We start from the raw sequence: 17,690 nt of genomic DNA on the forward strand, positions 1-17,690 counted from the left end.
CCGCGTGAGAAAAGCGGAGTCAAACACTCCATTCTGCGGCATGGGCGGGCGCGGCACCGCACCGGGGGCGCGGGTCAGGACCGTACGAGCAGCTGGAACTCGAAGGAGTACCGGGACGGCCGGTAGGTGTGGCTGCCGAACTCGACCGCGCGCCCGGTGTCGTCGAAGGTGGTGCGCTCCATGGTGAGCAGCGGCGCGCCCGGCTCCTCGTCGAGGAGGCCGGCCTCGGCGTCGCCGGCCGCGCGGGCGCCGATGGACTGGCGGGCGCTGTGCAGGGTGATCCCGGCGCCGCGCAGCAGGCGGTAGAGGCCGGTGGTCTCCAGGAGGCCGGTGTCCAGGTCGACCAGGCCCGGCGGCAGGTGGTTGGTGAGGTGCGCCATCGGCTCGCCGTGCGCGAGGCGTAGCCGCCCCACCCGGTGGACCTCCGCCCCCTCGGCCACCCCTAGCGCGGCGGCGATCTCGGGCCCCGCCGGGACGACCGTGTTGACCAGCACCTTCGTGGCCGGGCGCTGACCGGCCGCCGTCAGGTCGTCGTAGAGGCTGCTCAGTTCCAGGGGGCGCTTGACCCTGCTGTGCACCACCTGGGTGCCGACCCCGCGCCGGCGCACCAGGAGGCCCTTGTCGACCAGGGACTGGATGGCCTGGCGGACGGTGGGCCGGGACAGGCCGAGCCGGGCGGCCAGCTCGATCTCGTTGCCGAGCAGGCTGCCGGGGGTCAGCACCCCGCGCTCGATCGCGGACTCCAGCTGCTGGGAGAGCTGGAAGTACAGCGGCACCGGACTGCCGCGGTCCACGCCGAGGTCGAGCGACACGGTCGGGTCGGATCCTGGTTTCGGCACGGCCCGAGCGTAACCGCGCACCTGGGGGACGGGAAGTCGTGCCGTCAGGTTGTCCGGACATGGGCATTGACAGCGGGTGCCGGATGCGCCCACGTTGGTGGCATGCGCATCGGGGTCATCGGTACGGGCCGCCTCGGCACGATCCACGCCGACACGCTGAGCCGCCACCGCGACGTCGGCTCGCTGATCCTCACCGACGCCGACCTGTCGCGCGCCCAGGAGCTGGCCCACCGGCTCGGCGAGACGGCGGCGCCCGGGGTGGACGAGGTGTTCCGCTGGGGCGTGGACGCGGTGGTGATCACCACGTCGACGCGGGCGCACGCCGAGCTGATCGGCCGGGCGGCCCGCTCGGGGCTGCCGGTGTTCTGCGAGAAGCCGGTCGCCCCCGACCTGCCCGGCACGCTCCAGGCGCTGGCGGAGGTGGAGGCCGCCGGGACGGTCCTCCAGATCGGCTTCCAGCGCCGCTTCGACGCCGGGTACGCGGGGGCCCGCGAGGCGGTGCGCGCCGGACGGCTCGGCCGGCTGCACACGGTACGGGCGGTGACCAGCGAGGCGCCCGCGGCGGACGGGCGGGGTCTCGAGCCGTGGGCCGGTCTGTACCGGGACACCCTGATCCACGACTTCGACGCGCTGCGTTGGGTGACCGGGCGGGAGGTCACCGAGGTGTACGCGGCCGACACCGGCCCGGCGGGCGATGCCGACACGGGAGCGGCCCTGCTCACCCTGGCCGGCGGCGCGCTGGCCACGGTCACCGCGACGCTGCTGCACGGCGCGGGCTACGACGTGCGGATGGAGCTGGCCGGGGAGCGGGACCAGATCGTCGTCGGCCTGGACGACCGCACGCCCATCGCCTCCACCGAGCCGACCGGGCCGCCGCCGGCGGACAAGCCGTGGACCGGCTTCGCGGAGCGCTTCGCCCCGGCGTACGCGGCCGAGCTGACGGCGTTCGTCGAGGTGGTCCGCGGGGAGCGGCCCAACCCGTGCGACGGCCGGGAGGCCCTGCGGGCGCTGCGGATCGCGGAGGCGTGCGAGCTGTCCCGGCGCGAGCACCGGCCGGTCCCGCTGGCCGAGGTGCCCGGGGGTGCGATGGCCGCCGAGGCGGGGTGAGGGGCGGGCCGCGGGCGGGCCGCGGGGTCACTCGTCGCGCTTGCCGCCCTTGCCGCGCTGGCCGCCCCTGTCGCGCTCGCCGCCCCTGTCGCGCTCGTCGCCGAGGTGCTCCTCCAGCAGCCCGGCGTCGTACACGAGGAGCGCGATCTGCACCCGGTTGTCCAGGCCGAGCTTGGCCAGGATCCGCGAGACGTGGGTCTTTACGGTGGCGACGCTCATGTACAGCTCCGCCGCGATCGCCGCGTTGGCCAGGCCCCGGCCGACCGCGACGGCCACCTCGGGCTCGCGCTCGGCCAGCGCGTCGACGCGGGTGCGGGCGCCGGACCGCCGGGCGTCGGCGGCGGAGCCGGCCGCCTGCTCCATCAGGCGCCGGGTCACGGCGGGCGACAGCACGGGGTCGCCCGCCGCGACGCGGCGCACCGCGTCGAGGATCTCGGCGGGCGGGGTGTCCTTGAGCACGAACCCGGCGGCGCCCGCGCGCAGGGCCCGCAGCACCTGCTCGTCGGCGTGGAAGGTGGTGAGCACGACGACCTGCGGGGCGTCGGGGCCCGCGGCGCGCAGCCGCTCGGTGGCGGTGAGCCCGTCGAGCACCGGCATCCGGATGTCCATGAGGACCACGTCGGGGCGGGTGCGCTCCACCAGCGTCTCGGCCTGCGCGCCGTCGGCGGCCTCCCCGACGATCTCGACGTCGGCGGCGCCGCCCAGCATCAGGGCGAGTCCGGCCCGCACCAGCGGGTCGTCGTCGACGAGGAGGAGTCTGATGGCAGTCATGGGCCTCACGTAATCACGGTCGCGGTCGCGGTGGGGTCGGTCGACGTGCCGTCAGCCCCAGGGCAGCCGCGACCGCACCTCGAATCCCCGGTCGGCGGTAACGCCGTGGGCCAGTGTGCCGCCGGCCAGGGCGGCCCGTTCGGTCAGCCCGATCAGTCCCTGCCCGGAGCCGGGCACGAGGGGCACCTCGCCCTCGGGCGGGGCGTTGCGCACGCGGACGTCGAGTCCCTCGCCCGGCGCCCCGGTGACCTGGACGGTGACCTCGGTGCCGGGGGCGTGCTTGCGGGCGTTGGTGAGGGCTTCCTGGGCGATGCGGTAGGCGGTGCGGCCGACCGAGGCGGGGACGGCGTCGGGGTCGGTGACGCGCTGCACGAAGGTGACCTTCATGCCGGCCTGCCGCGACTCGGCGACCAGCGCGTCCAGGGCCGCGAGCGTCGGCTGCGGGCGGCCCCCGTCGTCGGCGTCGCCCGCCCGCAGGACGCCGATGATCTCGCGCAGGTCCTGGAGGGCGTCGTGCGCGCTCTCCCGGATGACGCCGGCCGCGCGGGCCACCTCCTCGCCGGAGGCGTCCGGGCGGAACTCCAGCGCGCCGGCGTGCACGCTGAGCAGTGTCAGCCGGTGGGCGAGGACGTCGTGCATCTCCCGGGCGATGGCCTCCCGGGCCAGCCGCTGCGCCTGCTCCGCCCGCAGCCGCGCCTCCGTCTCTGCCCGCCGGGCCCGGTCGCGCAGGCTGAGCAGGAGTTGGCGCTTGGCGCGGGCCAGCATGCCCCAGCCGGTCACGACGGCGGTGAGCAGGGCGCTGATGAGGACGGCGCCGAGATAGGGCAGGTCGGGGTCGGGGCGCAGCCAGCTCACCAGGGGCAGGACCGCGAGGGTGACACCGCCGATCCAGGCGACGTAGCGGAAGGGCCGGTGCACGGCGAGGGTGAACAGCGCGACCAGGGCGGCGCCACTGGCGGTGAGCGAGAGGAGGCTGACCGGCACCATCGCCACGGCGAGCCCGACCGGCCATCGGCGGCGGAGCCAGACGGCCGCGCAGGCCAGGGCGCCGATCAGCTGGTCGGCCGCCTCGAACGCGGCGGAGAGGCCGGTCTCCTTCTCCAGCGCCTCGGCGCTCAGGACGCCGAGCAGCACCGCGAGCAGGAAGCAGGCGAAGTCGACCAGCCAGTCACGGGCGGTGCGGCGGGGCCGCCGCCTGGTCGCCTCCGTGCCGGACTCCAGCTCCTGCGCCAGCGCGGACGGCAGCATCCACCGCCGCCCCGGTCCGGCCGCCTCGCGCCACCTGTCTGTGCTCACGACCGGCCAATCTACGCAGCGCGCCCCGCCCCCGCCGCCGCCCGCACCGGATCACCTACCGAAGTCGCGGCGCCGGATACTTTCGGCGGACCCGGCCCCACCCCATGCCCGATGGCCTCGCGGCGGGCCGGGAGGCGAGGGTCGGGGCCATGAGGAAACTGCTGGGGATCGTCGGATTCCTCGCCCTCGACTGACCGGTCCGCGCGCTCAGCAGCCGCGGTCGACCAGGTCGAAGGAGGCGTAGTGGTCGGCGGTGTAGTAGTCCTCGTCGTTCCCCTCCCCGGTGACGATCCGGCGCGCCCCGCGGGTGTCGGAGCCCGGTGTGATCACCGTGTACTCGTGGTAGTACCCGGTGCTCCGGCTGGGCAGCACGCCCTCCCGGTTCTGGAAGACGACGCCGTCCTGGTCGTACGGGAAGGGGCCGCCCTCCTCGATCAGCTCCAGCGTGTCGTACGCCTGCGCGGGCAGGGCGCTGTAACAGATGTCGCCGACGGACGCGGTGGCGGCCCCCGCGACGGGCGAGGCGACGGCACCACCGCCGACGAGCAGGGCGGACAGGACTGCGGCGGCCGCGCCCGAGCGGGCGGCGGCGAGTGGGGGGAATCGCATGCCGTTCATCCTGACGCGCGTAGATGGCATGTCAACGTCAACGAGGTGGAGCTTCCCTGGACGTCCTGTGTGCGGCCCAGCTCGACGTCCGTTGGCCGCCGGTGCGCCGGGGCGGGGAGCGGTGGGATGGGGGCATGGAGACGAACTCAGTTACCGAAATCACCGAAGCTGCCGAAGTCACCGAGGCTGCCGAAGCGCATACGTCGACCCCGCTGCTGGGCAAGGCCGCCCTCGTCACCGGCGGGAGCCGCGGGATCGGGGCGGCGACCGCCCTGCGGCTGGCGCGGGAGGGGGCCGATGTGGCCGTGACCTATGTGAACGGGGAGGACGCCGCCGGGGAGGTCGTCCGCGCGGTCGAGGCGCTGGGGCGGCGGGCCGTGGCGCTGCGGGCCGACTCCGCGGACGCCGAGGAGGCGGCCGGCGCGGTGGGGCGGGCGGCGGAGGCGCTCGGCGGGCGGCTGGACATCCTGGTCAACAACGTGGGCGTGGGCGTGCTCGGCCCGCTGGAGCAGCTCTCGGCCCCCGACGTGGACCGGGTCCTGGCCGTCAACGTGCGCGGCGTCTACCTGGCCTCGCGGGCCGCGGCGGGCCGGATGGGCGAGGGCGGGCGGATCATCACCGTCGGCAGTTGCATGACCCAGCGCGTGCCGGGTCCCGGCGGCACGCTCTACGCCATGAGCAAGTCGGCGCTGATCGGCATGACCAAGGCCCTCGCCCGGGAGCTGGGCGGGCGGGGGATCACGGCGAACATCGTGCATCCCGGTCCGATCGACACGGACATGAACCCCGCCGACGGGCCCTACGCCGAGGGGCAGGCGGCCATGACGGCCGTGGGGCGCTTCGGCACCGCGGCGGAGGTGGCGGCCACGGTGGCCCATCTGGCGGGGGCCGCCTACGTCACGGGCGCGGAGTTCGCGGTGGACGGGGGGCATGCCGCGTAGCACCCGACGATGGGGACGCGGGGCGCGCCGGTGCTGTCCTGCCGGCGCGCCCCGCGGGTCTTCAGCGGGCGCCCAGCTCCTGGTGGCGGGCGGCGAGCCGGCTGGTGCCGTCCTCCGTCAGGGTGCCGAACAGACGCAGCCGGGAGATGCCGCCGTCGGGGAAGATGTCCACGCGCGCGTGGGTGCCGACGGCCGACTCGGGCAGCAGGAAGCGGTGGTTGGTGTCGGGCTGGAGGCGGGTGCGCGGCAGGATCTCGCGCCACTCGCCGTCCTCGCCGTCCTTGACGGACACCGACGCCCAGCCGGCCGAGTTGCCCTTCAGATACGCCGTGTCGATCTCGACGGCGCGGATCTGCGAGCGGTCCACCAGGCGGTAGCGGATCCAGTCGTTGCCCTGGTCGCGGCGGCGGCGGGTCTCCCAGCCGTCGTCCATCTTGCGGGAGCGGCCCGGCTGGATGGTGTTGGAGGCCGGCGAGTAGAAGCGGTTGGAGGCGTCCTCGACCTGGCCGCCGTTCTCCAGCGCGACCACGTCGAAGGTGCCGAGCGCGGCGAGCCACGCCGGGTCCGGGAGGACCTCGCCGTAGACGCGCAGGCGGGCGACGCCGCCGTCGGGGTGCTGCTTGAGGCGCAGGTGCGTGAAGCACTGCTCGGCGGAGACCGTGAAGCCGTTGGCCGCGTGACCGCCGATCGGGGTGCGCGGGACCAGCGTCGTCCACTTGACGTCGTCGGCGAGCAGCTCCTGGGGCGAGGGCGAGCCCGCCACCGAGGCCGCCTCGACCGAGACGGCCTGCGGGTAGTTGCCGCGGAAGTGCGCGGTGTCGACGACGATGCCGCGGATGACGCCGGGGGCGCCGAGGCGGATCAGCGCCCAGTCGTGGTCGTCCTCGGTGGGCCAGGGGTGCTCGGCGGAGACGCCGCGGCGGCGGCGGGTCTCCCAGCCGTCCATGACCTTGCCCTTGTGCCCGAAGTGCTCGGGGTCGAACTCGGCGGGCTCGGGCACCAGCAGGTTCTCGCGCTGGGCGAAGAACTCGTCGTTGGCGGCGACGACGCCGGCACCGAGCTGCCGGTCGGCGAGGTTGGCGTACTGGGTGAAGGGGAGCTCCGCGCTGCGGTAGTCCGCGTACGGGTCACCGCCTCCGTAGGGGTTCGCGTCGCCGGTGAAGATGGCCAACGAGGGGTTCTGCTGGGCCGTCACGGTGATCAGGACTTCCTTTCGGATGGAGGGGACTGCGGGGCTCAGGGGGTGCGCGTGAGCAGCTCGCCCTGCGGCTCGGTGAACTCGCCGTCCGCCACGACGCGTCGGCCGCGCAGCCAGGTGGACTTCACGACGCCGTACAGGGTCTTGCCGGCGTAGGCGGTGACGCGGTTGCGGTGCTGGAGCTCGGCCGGGTCGACGGTGAAGGTCTCGTCGGGGGCGAGGACCGCGAAGTCGGCGTCGTGGCCCGGCGCGATGGCGCCCTTGCGCCCGTCCAGGCCGACCAGGCGGGCGGTCCCCGCCGACATCCAGCGCACCACGTCCTCCAGGCCGTGCCCGCGCTCGCGGGCGGCGGTCCACATGGCGGGCAGGCTCAGCTGGAGGCCGGAGATGCCGCCCCAGGCGGTGGCGAAGTCGTCGGTCTTGAGGTCGGCGGTGGAGGGCGAGTGGTCGGTGACGACGCAGTCGATCACGCCGTCGGCCAGCGCCTGCCAGAGCAGGTCCTGGTTGGCGGCCTCGCGGATGGGCGGGCAGCACTTGAACTCGCTGGCGCCGTCGGGGACTTCCTCGGCGGTGAGGGTGAGGTAGTGCGGGCACGTCTCGACGGTGACCTTGACGCCGTCCTTGCGGGCCTCGGCGATCAGCGGCAGGGCGTCGCTGGAGGAGAGGTGCAGGACGTGCACGCGGGCGTCGAGCCGCTTGGCCTGCGCGATGAGCAGGGCGATGGCGGTGTCCTCGGCCTCGCGCGGGCGGCTGGCGAGGAAGTGGCTGTACTCGGGGCCGCCGATCTGCGGGGCGACGGCGAGGTTCTGCGGGTCCTCGGCGTGCACGATCAGCAGGCCGCCGAAGCCGTTGATCTCCTCCAGGGAGCGGGCCAGCTCGGCCGGCTCCAGGTGCGGGAACTCGTCCACGCCGGACGGGGAGAGGAACGCCTTGAAGCCGAAGACGCCGGCCTCGTGCAGCGGGTGCAGGTCCTTGACGTTGTCGGGGAGCGCGCCGCCCCAGAAGCCGACGTCGATGTGCGCCTTGTCGGCGGCGACCTCGCGCTTGATCCGCAGGTTCTCCACCGTCGTGGTCGGCGGCAGCGAGTTGAGCGGCATGTCGATCAGGGTGGTGATGCCGCCGGCCGCCGCGGCGCGGGTGGCGGTCCAGAAGCCCTCCCACTCGGTGCGTCCGGGGTCGTTCACGTGCACGTGGGTGTCGACCAGGCCGGGCAGGACGACGTGGTCGCCGACGTCCTCCAGGCGGGCGCCGGCCGGGACCGGGGCGTCGTACGGCAGGACGTCGGTGATCGTCCCGCCGGTGACCGCGACGGACGCGGCGCGTATCCCCTCGGGAGTGATGACGCGCGTGGAGCGCAGCACCAGTTCAGCCTCGGACACCCGAACCCCTTTCCTAGCGGAATTCAACGTTCTGTTGAAGAAGTCTTCACTCCGCTTTCCGCGTCGTCAAGGGTCATCCTGGCCCTGGGGGCTTCGGACGACCCACCCTGGACGTTTCCACAAAGCGGAATTACTATTCCAGCAAGCAGAACGTAGCTATGTACAAGCCGGGAGTCAACCGGCTCCCGGGTACGCTTCTTTCTCCCGCGCCAGCCCCGAAAGGAACGTGCCGTGCCGACGTCCAGCGCCAGCACCACCGACTCCGCCAGGTCCGCCACCGGCGGCGTCCAGTCCCTGGAGCGCGCCTTCGACCTGCTCGAACGGATGGCGGACGCGGGGGGCGAGGTCGGCCTGAGCGAGCTGTCCGCGAGCAGCGGCCTGCCGCTGCCCACCATTCACCGCCTGATGCGCACCCTGGTCGCCTGCGGCTACGTCCGCCAGCAGCCCAACCGCCGCTATGCGCTCGGCCCCCGCCTGATCCGCCTGGGCGAGTCCGCGGGGCGGCTGCTCGGCACCTGGGCCCGCCCGCACCTGGCCCGTCTGGTGGAGGAGACCGGCGAGACGGCGAACATGGCGCTCCTGGACGGCGACGAGATCGTGTACGTCGCACAGGTGCCCTCCAAGCACTCCATGCGGATGTTCACCGAGGTCGGCCGGCGCGTCCTGCCGCACTCGACCGGCGTCGGCAAGGCGCTGCTCGCCGACTTCCCGGCGGAGGAGGTGCGGGCCCTGCTGCACCGCACCGGCATGCCGGCCGCCACCGAGAAGACCATCACCACCCCGGACGGCTTCATCGCGGCCCTCGCGGACGTGCGGCGCCAGGGTTACGCGGTCGACGACAACGAGCAGGAGATCGGTGTGCGCTGCCTGGCCGTCTCCGTGCCGCACTCCCCCACCGCGGCGGCGATCTCGATCTCCGGCCCGGCCGGCCGGGTGACGGAGACCGCGACCGACCGCATCGTGCCGCTGCTCCAGCAGGTGGCGGCGGAGCTGTCGGAGGCGCTGCTCACCTCGACGAACGGCAACCCGGCGGCCTGAGCCGGGGGCCGGACGGCCGACGTCGAGAAGCGGGGGGCGGCAAGCGGGGGGCGGGAAGCGGGATCCCGCCCCCCGCTTCCGGTATGCAGGGGGCATGACCGACGACAGCGACGAACCCTCCGTGGCCGGCCTGCTCCTCGCCGCGGGCGGCGGACGGCGGCTCGGCGGACGCCCGAAGGCCCTCCTCGAACACCGCGGGCGCCCGCTGGTGGAGCACGCGGTCGGCGTGCTGCGCGCGGCCGGCTGCGCCCGTGTGCACGTGGTGCTCGGCGCGCGCGCCCCGGACGCGCGGGACCGGGCCGACCTGGCCGGCTGCGTCCTGGTGGACAACCCCGAGTGGGAGCGCGGCATGGGCACCTCCCTGCGCGCGGGCCTGGAGTCGCTGGCCGGCACCGGCGCGCGGGCGGCCCTGGTGTCCCTGGTGGACCAGCCGGGCATCGGCGCCACCGCGACGACCCGGGTGCGCGCGGCGTTCCGTGACCGGACCTCCCTCGCCTCGGCGGCGTACGCCGGCGTGCGCGGCCATCCCGTACTGCTCGGCGCGGCCCACTGGGCGGGCGTGGCGGCGACTGCGACCGGCGACCGCGGGGCACGCGCCTATCTGAGGGAGCACGAGGCGGAGATCGCGCTCGTGGAGTGCGGCGACGTGGCGCGGCCGTACGACATCGACACCGCGGCCGACCTCGTGCATCTCGAGTGAGAGGCGTGGCACCGAGCGCCATGGTGCCTCGACCCGGAGAATCTCGACATCAACACACCTTGAGTTTCCACGATGAGGAAACTACTATCCACTGTTCAGAAGCACCCGACCGCACAACGGGTGCTGTCCGTCCTGTTCGCGACATCTGGCACCCGGTGCCACCGCTGAAGGAAGTGACAGCTCATGTCCGCACCAGCGCCGTCCTCGCCGGCCATCGTCGACGCCGAGTCCCTGCCCCGGCAGGACGAGGTCCTCACCGACGCTGCGCTCGCCTTCGTGGCGGAGCTGCACCGGCGGTTCACGCCCCGGCGTGACGAGCTCCTCGCCCGCCGAGCGGAGCGCCGCGCCGAGATCGCCCGCACCTCCACGCTCGACTTCCTCCCCGAGACCGCGGCGATCCGGGCCGACGACTCCTGGCGGGTGGCCCCGGCCCCGGCCGCGCTGCAGGACCGCCGGGTGGAGATCACCGGCCCGACCGACCGCAAGATGGCCATCAACGCCCTCAACTCCGGCGCCAAGGTGTGGCTCGCCGACTTCGAGGACGCCTCCGCGCCGACCTGGGCGAACGTCATCGGCGGCCAGTTGAACCTCATCGGCGCCTACACCCGCGCCATCGACTTCACCGACGAGCGCACCGGCAAGTCCTACGCCCTGCGCCCGGACGCGGAGCTGGCCACGGTCGTCATGCGCCCGCGCGGCTGGCACCTCCAGGAGCGCCACCTCACCGTCGACGGCCGCCCGGTGCCCGGCGCGCTGGTCGACTTCGGCCTGTACTTCTTCCACAACGCCCAGCGCCTCCTCGACGCCGGCAAGGGCCCGTACTTCTACCTGCCGAAGACGGAGTCGCACCTGGAGGCCCGCCTCTGGAACGACGTGTTCGTCTTCGCGCAGGACTACGTCGGCGTCCCGCAGGGCTCCGTGCGCGCCACCGTCCTCATCGAGACGATCACGGCGGCGTACGAGATGGAGGAGATCCTCTACGAACTGCGCGACCACGCCTCGGGTTTGAACGCGGGCCGCTGGGACTACCTGTTCTCCATCGTGAAGAACTTCCGGGACGGCGGCGAGAAGTTCGTCCTGCCGGACCGCAACGCGGTGACGATGACCGCCCCGTTCATGCGGGCGTACACCGAACTCCTCGTCCGCACCTGCCACAAGCGCGGCGCGCACGCCATCGGCGGCATGGCGGCCTTCATCCCCTCGCGCCGCGACGCCGAGGTCAACAAGGTGGCCTTCGAGAAGGTCCGCGCCGACAAGGACCGCGAGGCCGGCGACGGGTTCGACGGCTCCTGGGTGGCCCACCCCGACCTGGTGCCGATCGCCATGGAGTCCTTCGACAAGGTGCTCGGCGACAAGCCGAACCAGAAGGACCGGCTGCGCGAGGACGTCCACGTCGAGGCGGCGGACCTGATCGCCATCGACTCCCTGGACGCCAAGCCGACCCACGCGGGCCTGGTCAACGCGGTGCAGGTGGGCATCCGCTACATCGAGGCGTGGCTGCGCGGCCTCGGCGCGGTGGCCATCTTCAACCTCATGGAGGACGCGGCCACCGCCGAGATCTCCCGCTCGCAGATCTGGCAGTGGATCAACGCCGGGGTCGTCCTCGACACCGGCGAGCCGGTCACCGCCGAGCTGGCCCGCAGGGTCGCCGACGAGGAACTGGCCAACATCCGCGCCGAGATCGGCGAGGAGGCCTACGCGGCCGGCGACTGGCAGCGCGCCCACGACCTGCTGCTCACGGTCTCCCTCGACCAGGACTACGCCGACTTCCTGACGCTGCCGGCGTACGAGCAGCTCAAGGGCTGACGCCCCCCGGCTCTGTCGAGCACGCCCGCGCCCCCGGTACCGCACGGCACCGGGGGCGCGGGCGCACGTCATTCCAGGTGGACGGACCAGTCCTGCTCGGCGGCGGGCCTGCCGTGCAGGTCCGGGACCCGCTTGAGCCAGTCGGGGCGGCCCTGCCGGGTGCGGGCGGCCCGCCGGTCGTCCTCGGCGGCGAGCTGCTCGCGGCTGGGGAAGTCGGTGGGCAGCCAGCGCGCCGAGGCCCGCACCCGCGCCGCGAGGTAGCCGGCGTACGCCGCCCTGACCTCGGCGGGCCCGGTGAAGCCCGGCTCCCCGGCCAGCCAGGCGTCCGGCACCTCGGCGACCACCGCGCGCAGCAGCTCCTCGGTGACCTTCGGCGCGAGGTCGGCGTCGGCGGCCCGGACGTCGGGGGCGCTGTGGCCGAGGGCGTGGTGGCGCAGGTCGTACACCCGCTCCGGGTCGGCGCCCTCCCAGCGATGGTGGAAGACGAGCGCCGCCCCGTGGTCGATGAGCCACAGCCTCGGGGGCACGGTGCCGGAGGTGGGCCAGACCATCAGGTTGGAGCTGTGCACCGTGCGGTCGACGTTCGCGGTCAGGGCGTCCAGCCAGACGACGTGGCCGGCCTCGACCGGGTCGACGGCGAAGGCACGGGCGAGGTCGGGGGTGTAGTCGGCGCCGTGCGACAGGTAGTCCATGCCGAGGTTGAGGCCCGCGCTGGCGTCCAGCAGCTCCCGCACCTCCTGGTGCGGCTCGTCCGCGCCGAGCGCCGGGTCGAAGTGGACCAGGACCAGCTCGGGCACCCGCAGCCCCAGCGCCCGCGCCAGCTCGCCGACGATCACCTCGGCGACCAGCGCCTTGCGGCCCTGCGCGGAGCCGGTGAACTTGACGACGTAGGTGCCCAGGTCGTCGGCCTCGACGATGCCGGGGACGGAGCCGCCGGAGCGCAGGGGCTCCAGGTAGCGGGTGGCGGTCACCTCTCGCAGCACGTGTCGCTCCGTCCGTTTCAGGCGTTGATCAGTCAGGCGTTGATCGGACCCGCGCCCTCGCGCAGGACCCGGGGCTGGCGGCCGTCGAGGGCGGCGAGGATCTCGGCGCAGACGGCCAGGGCGGTCTCGGCCGGGGTGCGGGCGCCCAGGTCGAGCCCGATCGGGCCGTGGATCCGGCCGATGCGCTCGGCGTCGAGGCCGGCCGCGGCGAGAGCCTGGGCGCGGCGGGCCTGGGTGCGGCGGGAGCCGAGGGCGCCGACGTAGGGGGTGCCGGTGGTCAGGGCGGTGCGCAGGACGGGGACGTCGAGGTCGGGTTCGTGGCTGAGGACGACCAGGCAGGCGGCTGCGGGCTGTTCGGCGAGCAGCCGGACGGCGTCCGGGGCGGTGAGCGTCACCGTGGCCCGCCAGCCCAGCAGGTGGGCCTGGGCGGCGAGCAGCTCGGCGAGTTCGCCGCCGCCGGCGATGACCAGGTGGGGCACGGCCGGGAAGGTCTCGATGAGCACGAGGCCGTCCGCGAAGCGGGTGTCGCGGCCGGCCCGGCGGCGGGCGAGCAGGTCGCGGGCGCGTTCGGCGGCCTGGTCGGGGCCCTCCGGCGCGTCGGCGTCGTACGGCTCCGTCGTCTCCACGGTGCTGACCGCCCGCGTCCGCGCCTCGTTCAGCCGGGTGATCAGGGCCGCGTCGGCGCCCTCGCTCAGCAGGTCCCACCAGCGGGCGGGCACCGCGGCCAGCGGCTGGAGCAGGATCTCGGCCTGCCCACCGCAGGTCAGGCCGGCCTGCCGCACCTCGTCGTCGTGGACGGCGACCTCGCACACGCGGGCCGTGCGGTCGCCGGTCAGCGCGGCGGCCTCCGCGGCGAGGTGGTCGTCGAAGACCCCGCGGTACAGGGTGCCGTGGCAGCGGCCGGCGTCGTCGATGAGCACCGCGTCGGCGGGGTGCCGGGGTCCGAAGCCCTGCTCGGTGATGGGCCGGGCCAGGACTCCGGTCCGGCCCCGCGCCACCCACCCCCGTGCCGTCTCCGCCAGCTCACGCATGATCGCGGCCCTCCTCCGTGCCGTGGACGCCGGAAACCGCCTGGTGGGCGGGGGCGCCGTGTCCGAAGTCTAGGCGGCGGTCCGATCATCCGGCGCGGTCGGCGGTGACCAGCCAGGACGTGCTGCGCAGGCGGCCTCCGTACCATTCCGCCATGAAGATCTCCGGACGGGAGCAGCCGCTGATACGCGTCCTGCACGACGAGTCCCGGCCCGACCTGCGGAATCCGACCCGCCCGCGTCCGGTCCGTGTCTACCTGTGGGCGCCGGACCCGCCCCGCACCGCACCACCCGCTCCGCTGGTCGTCGTCTCGCACGGCACCGGGGGTTAGGGCAGCACCATGGAGTGGCTGGTGCGGCCTCTGCACGAGGCGGGCTTCCGGGTCGTCGCCCTCGACCACCACGGCAACAACCACGTCGACGGCTACGAGCGGCCGGCACGACGACTTCTTCGCCCCGGAACCCGCGGACCCGACCGCCCGTGACCGGGTCGGCAGGGATGCCGCCGCCTTCTTCCTCCGACACTTGGACTGACGCTCGGCGGACCGTCAGCCCCGGTGGCGGCGGTGGGCGGTCTCCGGGCCGATCACCTTCAGGAGGTCGAGGAACTCGGGGGCCCGCGAGCCCGGGGGCGGGGTGTAGAGGAGGACCCGCTGGTCCTCGGCGGGCGTGAGCAGGGCCTCGAAGTCGAACTCGACCGGGCCGGCCTCCGGGTGCACGAGGCGTTTGCGGCTGCGGCGGCGGACCGCCACCTCGTGGCGCTCCCAGAGCGCGGTGAACTCCTCGCTCGCCGCGTGCAGCCGGTCCACCAGGGCGGTCGCCGCCGGGTCGGCGCCGCGCCGGGCGACCGCCGCGCGCAGGTCGGCCACCACCTCGCGGCCGTGCGCCGCGTGCTCCCGCACCGGGTACGCCTCGCGCACGAAGGGGTCGGTGAACCAGCGCCAGGCGACGTTGCGGTCAGGACCCCGAGCGATGGTGCAGGTGCAGCCGAACAGCGCCTCCGCCAGGGCGTTCTGGGCCAGCAGGTCGCCGAGGTCGGTGAGCACCTGGGCGGGGACGTCGACGAGCCGGTCGAGCAGGTGCAGCAGGGTGGGGCCCACGTGGTGCCCCGCCGGTTCGCCGGCCGGCGGGCGGTGTCCAGCCAGCAGGTAGAGGTGGTCGCGCTCGTCAGAGGTCAGGCGCAGGGCGCGGGCGAGGGCGGTGAGCAACTGCGGGGACGGCTGGGGGCTGCGGGCCTGTTCGAGGCGCATCAGGTAGTCGGCCGACATGGCGGCGAGCTGCGCCACCTCCTGGCGGCGCAGCCCCGGCGTGCGGCGGCGCGGGCCCGCCGGCAGGCCGGCCTCCTGCGGGGTGAGCCGTTCGCGGGCGCGGCGCAGGAAGTCGGCGAGTTCGCGGCGGTCCAGGGTCATGCCGGCCATTCTCAGGCATGCGGCGCCGCACCCGCCCGGCTCCGGGAGACGCCCCCTACTGGCCCTGCTAGCCCTGCCGGTCCTAGGCAACGCGGTCCGATTTCGCGGCGCGCCGGGCGGGGACAGGGTGGCTGCCATGACCACACAGCACGCCATCCTCCCCGAGAACACCGTTTCCCTGAGGGTCGGTCAGGCGACCGTCCGCTACCGCACGTACGGCTCCGGCCCCGGCCTCGTCCTGGTGCACGGCACCGGCTCCGGGTCGGTGACGTGGGAGGGCCTGGTCGACCGGTTCGCCGACCGGTACACCGTCGTCCTGCCCGACCTCTCCGGCAGCGACCCGGTGCGGGACGACGGCGCCCCGCTGACCGTGGAGGTCCTCACGGAGCAGCTGGCCGCGGTGATCGCGCACACCGGGCTCGGCCCCGTGGACGTCGTGGGCCACTCGCTCGGCGCCATCGTCGCCCTGTCCCTCGCGGCGACACGTCCCGGCCTGGTGCGCCGGCTCGTGCCGATCGCCGGGTTCGGCCGCGGTGACGACGCGTATCTCCGCGCCACCTGGGAGCAGTACCTGGCGCTCGCCGACCGCCCGGCGGAGTTCGCCCGCTTCGCCATGCTGACCGCGTTCGGCCGGACGTACCTGCGCGGCCTCGGGAAGAGGGCGGTCGACGAGCTGGCCCGCGACTTCCTGCCGACGCGCGGCAGGATCCGCCAGTTCGAGGCGGTACGGCGGGCCGACGTCCACGGCCTGCTCGCGCGGATCGAGGCGCCGACACTGGTGATCGGCTGCACGGAGGACCATCTGGTCCCGGCCGAGAACGTACGGCAGGTCCACGCGGCCCTCCCGGGCAGCGAGTACGCCGAGCTGGTGTGCGGGCACGTCGCGCGGGTCGAGCGCCCGGACGAACTGGCCGCCCTGGTCCGCGGCTTCCTCGACCGGCGGGCGGGGCGCACCTGATCCGCGGGTGCTGCTGCGAGGGCGTCGCACCTGGTCAGGGTGCGTACGACGGCCATAGCCGCAATCGGGTCCTTGTGCCACGGTGGGGGCATGGAGGGGAATCGGCACACGCATCGGCACGGGCCCGGGCACGAGCACGGGCACGGGCACGGGCACGTGGAAGATGGGCACGCGCACGGCGGCCACCCGCACGGCCGGCGTCGGTGGGAGCGGCTCGGGCATCTCGTCCGGCCGCACCGGCACGAGGCGGCCGACAAGGTCGACACCGCGATGGAGGCGTCCCGGGAGGGGATGCGCACGCTGTGGGTGTCCCTCGTCGTCCTGGGGGCCACCACCGCCGTCCAGGCGGCCGTCGTCGCCCTGTCCGGGTCGGTCGCGCTGCTCGGCGACACCGTGCACAACGCCGCCGACGCGCTGACCGCCGTACCGCTCGGGATCGCCTTCCTGCTGGGGCGCAGGGCGGCCAACCGGCGCTACACGTACGGGTACGGCCGGGCGGAGGACCTGGCCGGCGTGCTCATCGTGGCCGTCATCGCCGCGTCCGCGGCCCTGGCCGCCTGGCAGGCGGTCGACCGGCTCCTGGACCCCCGGGAGATCACCCACCTGTGGGCCGTCTCGGCGGCGGCGCTGACCGGCTTCGCCGGCAACGAGTGGGTGGCCCGGTACCGCGTCCGCACGGGCCGCAGGATCGGCTCCGCCGCGCTGGTCGCGGACGGCCTGCACGCCCGTACCGACGGATTCGCCTCGCTCGCGGTGCTGTTGGGCGCCGCCGGCACCGCGGTGGGACTGCCGGCCGCCGACCCGGTGGTCGGGCTGCTGATCACCGGGGCGCTGCTGCTGGTGCTCAAGGACGCCGCTCGCGAGGTCGTCCGGCGGCTGATGGACTCCGTCGATCCCGGTCTCGTCGACGCGGCGGAGTGGGCGCTGCGCGGCGTGCCGGGGGTGCTGGACGTCGGGCAGCTGCGCATGCGGTGGATCGGCCACGCCCTGCGCGCGGAGGCCGACATCGTGGTCGACGCGCGCCTGACGGTGGTCGAGGCGCACGAGCTGTCGGTGACCGCCGAACACGCCCTCATCCACGCGGTCCCGAGGCTGACGGCCGCCACCGTGCACACCGACCACGCCGCCGCCCACCCCGACCCGCACGCGCCGCCGGCCCACCACGGGGGGCGGCCCGTTGTCGGTGGTGGCTGACAGGATCGCCGGATGACGCATCCCACCGCCGCGATCACCGCCTACTGGAATGCCGCCGCCGACCGCTTCGACACCGAGCCCGACCACGGCCTGCGCCCGCCGGACACCCGCGCCGCCTGGGCCGAACGGCTCGCCTCCTGGCTGCCGGACACCCCGTCCGACGTGCTCGACGTCGGCTGCGGCACGGGGTCGCTCGCCGAGCTGGCCGCCCGGGCCGGGCACCGGGTGACGGGGGTCGACCTCGCCCCGCGCATGGTCGGCGCGGCCCGCGCCAAACTGGCCGCCGCCGGCCTGCCGGGCCGGTTCCTGACCGGCGACGCCGGGTCGCTCCCCCTAGGACGTGTCCGCAAAGTCTCGCCTGCCTGGCGACGCCCGGCACGCTCCCCCAAGCTCTTCGAGCAGGGGGGACCCCCACTCGCCGCACCGGCCGAACA

General features: G+C 74.5%; 19 protein-coding genes. 10 read left to right on the top strand and 9 right to left on the bottom strand.

The window, feature by feature from the left end; all coding sequences use genetic code 11:
* Positions 1-74: 74 nt before the first annotated feature.
* Positions 75-812 (bottom strand): GntR family transcriptional regulator, encoded by a 738-nt coding sequence (locus ACGFZL_RS28825; protein ID WP_393696128.1) that lies wholly within the window; start codon positions 810-812, stop codon positions 75-77.
* 129 nt (positions 813-941) lie between these two features.
* On the opposite strand from ACGFZL_RS28825, the gene ACGFZL_RS28830 reads away from it, so the two are divergent.
* Positions 942-1,946 (top strand): Gfo/Idh/MocA family oxidoreductase, encoded by a 1,005-nt coding sequence (locus ACGFZL_RS28830; RefSeq protein ID WP_393696081.1) that lies wholly within the window; start codon positions 942-944, stop codon positions 1,944-1,946.
* 27 nt (positions 1,947-1,973) lie between these two features.
* Here ACGFZL_RS28830 and ACGFZL_RS28835 read toward each other — a convergent pair whose 3' ends face one another.
* The 3 genes from ACGFZL_RS28835 to ACGFZL_RS28845 all read right to left on the bottom strand — a co-directional run bounded on the left by ACGFZL_RS28835 (position 1,974) and on the right by ACGFZL_RS28845 (position 4,622).
* Positions 1,974-2,717, bottom strand: coding sequence for a response regulator (locus ACGFZL_RS28835; RefSeq protein ID WP_393696083.1), 744 nt, complete (start codon positions 2,715-2,717; stop codon positions 1,974-1,976).
* Positions 2,718-2,768: 51 nt separating this feature from the next.
* On the bottom strand, positions 2,769-3,965 hold the full coding sequence (locus ACGFZL_RS28840; RefSeq protein ID WP_393696130.1) for a sensor histidine kinase: 1,197 nt from the start codon (positions 3,963-3,965) through the stop codon (positions 2,769-2,771).
* A 255-nt stretch (positions 3,966-4,220) separates the two neighbouring features.
* Positions 4,221-4,622 (bottom strand): ribonuclease domain-containing protein, encoded by a 402-nt coding sequence (locus ACGFZL_RS28845; protein WP_393696085.1) that lies wholly within the window; start codon positions 4,620-4,622, stop codon positions 4,221-4,223.
* A 134-nt stretch (positions 4,623-4,756) separates the two neighbouring features.
* Here ACGFZL_RS28845 and ACGFZL_RS28850 point away from each other — a divergent pair, with 134 nt between their 5' ends.
* Complete coding sequence (locus tag ACGFZL_RS28850; RefSeq protein WP_393696087.1) at positions 4,757-5,563, top strand: SDR family oxidoreductase; 807 nt, start codon at positions 4,757-4,759, stop codon at positions 5,561-5,563.
* A 61-nt stretch (positions 5,564-5,624) separates the two neighbouring features.
* Here ACGFZL_RS28850 and alc read toward each other — a convergent pair whose 3' ends face one another.
* Both alc and allB read right to left on the bottom strand, forming a co-directional pair.
* The gene (gene alc / locus ACGFZL_RS28855; RefSeq protein ID WP_355175569.1) at positions 5,625-6,758 is read right to left on the bottom strand and encodes an allantoicase; all 1,134 of its coding nucleotides are present in this window, start codon (positions 6,756-6,758) and stop codon (positions 5,625-5,627) included.
* A 41-nt stretch (positions 6,759-6,799) separates the two neighbouring features.
* Positions 6,800-8,140: an allantoinase AllB gene (allB, locus tag ACGFZL_RS28860; RefSeq protein WP_393696089.1), complete on the bottom strand. Its 1,341-nt coding sequence runs from the start codon at positions 8,138-8,140 to the stop codon at positions 6,800-6,802.
* A gap of 231 nt (positions 8,141-8,371) precedes the next feature.
* Between allB and allR the strand changes: the two genes are divergently transcribed.
* The 3 genes from allR to aceB all read left to right on the top strand — a co-directional run bounded on the left by allR (position 8,372) and on the right by aceB (position 11,684).
* The gene (gene allR, locus ACGFZL_RS28865; RefSeq protein ID WP_355175571.1) at positions 8,372-9,178 is read left to right on the top strand and encodes an allantoin degradation transcriptional regulator AllR; all 807 of its coding nucleotides are present in this window, start codon (positions 8,372-8,374) and stop codon (positions 9,176-9,178) included.
* A gap of 94 nt (positions 9,179-9,272) precedes the next feature.
* On the top strand, positions 9,273-9,878 hold the full coding sequence (locus ACGFZL_RS28870; RefSeq protein WP_393696092.1) for an NTP transferase domain-containing protein: 606 nt from the start codon (positions 9,273-9,275) through the stop codon (positions 9,876-9,878).
* Between the two features lie 183 nt (positions 9,879-10,061).
* Positions 10,062-11,684: a malate synthase A gene (gene aceB, locus ACGFZL_RS28875; RefSeq protein ID WP_393696094.1), complete on the top strand. Its 1,623-nt coding sequence runs from the start codon at positions 10,062-10,064 to the stop codon at positions 11,682-11,684.
* 68 nt (positions 11,685-11,752) lie between these two features.
* Here the strand turns inward: aceB and ACGFZL_RS28880 are convergent, their stop codons facing one another.
* The gene (locus ACGFZL_RS28880) at positions 11,753-12,667 is read right to left on the bottom strand and encodes a HipA family kinase (protein WP_393696096.1); all 915 of its coding nucleotides are present in this window, start codon (positions 12,665-12,667) and stop codon (positions 11,753-11,755) included.
* Positions 12,668-12,699: 32 nt separating this feature from the next.
* Positions 12,700-13,698 carry an XdhC family protein gene (locus ACGFZL_RS28885; protein WP_393696098.1) on the bottom strand — a complete coding sequence of 333 codons (999 nt, stop codon included), beginning with the start codon at positions 13,696-13,698 and terminating at the stop codon, positions 12,700-12,702.
* A gap of 152 nt (positions 13,699-13,850) precedes the next feature.
* Here ACGFZL_RS28885 and ACGFZL_RS28890 point away from each other — a divergent pair, with 152 nt between their 5' ends.
* Together ACGFZL_RS28890 and ACGFZL_RS28895 are read left to right on the top strand one after the other, a co-directional pair.
* Positions 13,851-14,027 carry a hypothetical protein gene (locus ACGFZL_RS28890; RefSeq protein WP_393696100.1) on the top strand — a complete coding sequence of 59 codons (177 nt, stop codon included), beginning with the start codon at positions 13,851-13,853 and terminating at the stop codon, positions 14,025-14,027.
* Positions 14,028-14,036: 9 nt separating this feature from the next.
* Positions 14,037-14,180 carry a hypothetical protein gene (locus tag ACGFZL_RS28895; RefSeq protein ID WP_393696102.1) on the top strand — a complete coding sequence of 48 codons (144 nt, stop codon included), beginning with the start codon at positions 14,037-14,039 and terminating at the stop codon, positions 14,178-14,180.
* Between the two features lie 63 nt (positions 14,181-14,243).
* Here ACGFZL_RS28895 and ACGFZL_RS28900 read toward each other — a convergent pair whose 3' ends face one another.
* A complete protein-coding gene (locus tag ACGFZL_RS28900) occupies positions 14,244-15,104 on the bottom strand; it encodes a helix-turn-helix transcriptional regulator (protein ID WP_393696104.1) in 861 nt (286 codons plus the stop codon).
* A 136-nt stretch (positions 15,105-15,240) separates the two neighbouring features.
* On the opposite strand from ACGFZL_RS28900, the gene ACGFZL_RS28905 reads away from it, so the two are divergent.
* The 3 genes from ACGFZL_RS28905 to ACGFZL_RS28915 form a co-directional block, all read left to right on the top strand.
* Entirely contained in the window at positions 15,241-16,062 is an 822-nt protein-coding gene (locus ACGFZL_RS28905) for an alpha/beta fold hydrolase (protein ID WP_393696106.1), read from the top strand.
* Between the two features lie 90 nt (positions 16,063-16,152).
* Positions 16,153-17,256 carry a cation diffusion facilitator family transporter gene (locus tag ACGFZL_RS28910; RefSeq protein WP_393696108.1) on the top strand — a complete coding sequence of 368 codons (1,104 nt, stop codon included), beginning with the start codon at positions 16,153-16,155 and terminating at the stop codon, positions 17,254-17,256.
* Between the two features lie 12 nt (positions 17,257-17,268).
* On the top strand, positions 17,269-17,690 hold a 422-nt coding region (locus ACGFZL_RS28915), incomplete at its 3' end, for a class I SAM-dependent methyltransferase (protein WP_393696110.1).

The sequence above is a fragment of the Streptomyces sp. NPDC048182 genome (genome assembly GCF_043202555.1).
Classification (GTDB): Bacteria; Actinomycetota; Actinomycetes; order Streptomycetales; family Streptomycetaceae; genus Streptomyces.

Bases quoted from the DNA above. Each gene is read 5' to 3' on its own strand.
- ACGFZL_RS28830 (WP_393696081.1), top strand. From the start codon at position 942: ATGCGCATCGGGGTCATCGGTACGGGCCGCCTCGGCACGATCCACGCC.
- ACGFZL_RS28835 (WP_393696083.1), bottom strand. From the start codon at position 2,717: ATGACTGCCATCAGACTCCTCCTCGTCGACGACGACCCGCTGGTGCGG.
- ACGFZL_RS28840 (WP_393696130.1), bottom strand. From the start codon at position 3,965: ATGCTGCCGTCCGCGCTGGCGCAGGAGCTGGAGTCCGGCACGGAGGCG.
- ACGFZL_RS28845 (WP_393696085.1), bottom strand. From the start codon at position 4,622: ATGCGATTCCCCCCACTCGCCGCCGCCCGCTCGGGCGCGGCCGCCGCA.
- ACGFZL_RS28850 (WP_393696087.1), top strand. From the start codon at position 4,757: ATGGAGACGAACTCAGTTACCGAAATCACCGAAGCTGCCGAAGTCACC.
- ACGFZL_RS28870 (WP_393696092.1), top strand. From the start codon at position 9,273: ATGACCGACGACAGCGACGAACCCTCCGTGGCCGGCCTGCTCCTCGCC.
- aceB (WP_393696094.1), top strand. From the start codon at position 10,062: ATGTCCGCACCAGCGCCGTCCTCGCCGGCCATCGTCGACGCCGAGTCC.
- ACGFZL_RS28885 (WP_393696098.1), bottom strand. From the start codon at position 13,698: ATGCGTGAGCTGGCGGAGACGGCACGGGGGTGGGTGGCGCGGGGCCGG.
- ACGFZL_RS28890 (WP_393696100.1), top strand. From the start codon at position 13,851: ATGAAGATCTCCGGACGGGAGCAGCCGCTGATACGCGTCCTGCACGAC.
- ACGFZL_RS28895 (WP_393696102.1), top strand. From the start codon at position 14,037: ATGGAGTGGCTGGTGCGGCCTCTGCACGAGGCGGGCTTCCGGGTCGTC.
- ACGFZL_RS28900 (WP_393696104.1), bottom strand. From the start codon at position 15,104: ATGACCCTGGACCGCCGCGAACTCGCCGACTTCCTGCGCCGCGCCCGC.
- ACGFZL_RS28905 (WP_393696106.1), top strand. From the start codon at position 15,241: ATGACCACACAGCACGCCATCCTCCCCGAGAACACCGTTTCCCTGAGG.
- ACGFZL_RS28910 (WP_393696108.1), top strand. From the start codon at position 16,153: ATGGAGGGGAATCGGCACACGCATCGGCACGGGCCCGGGCACGAGCAC.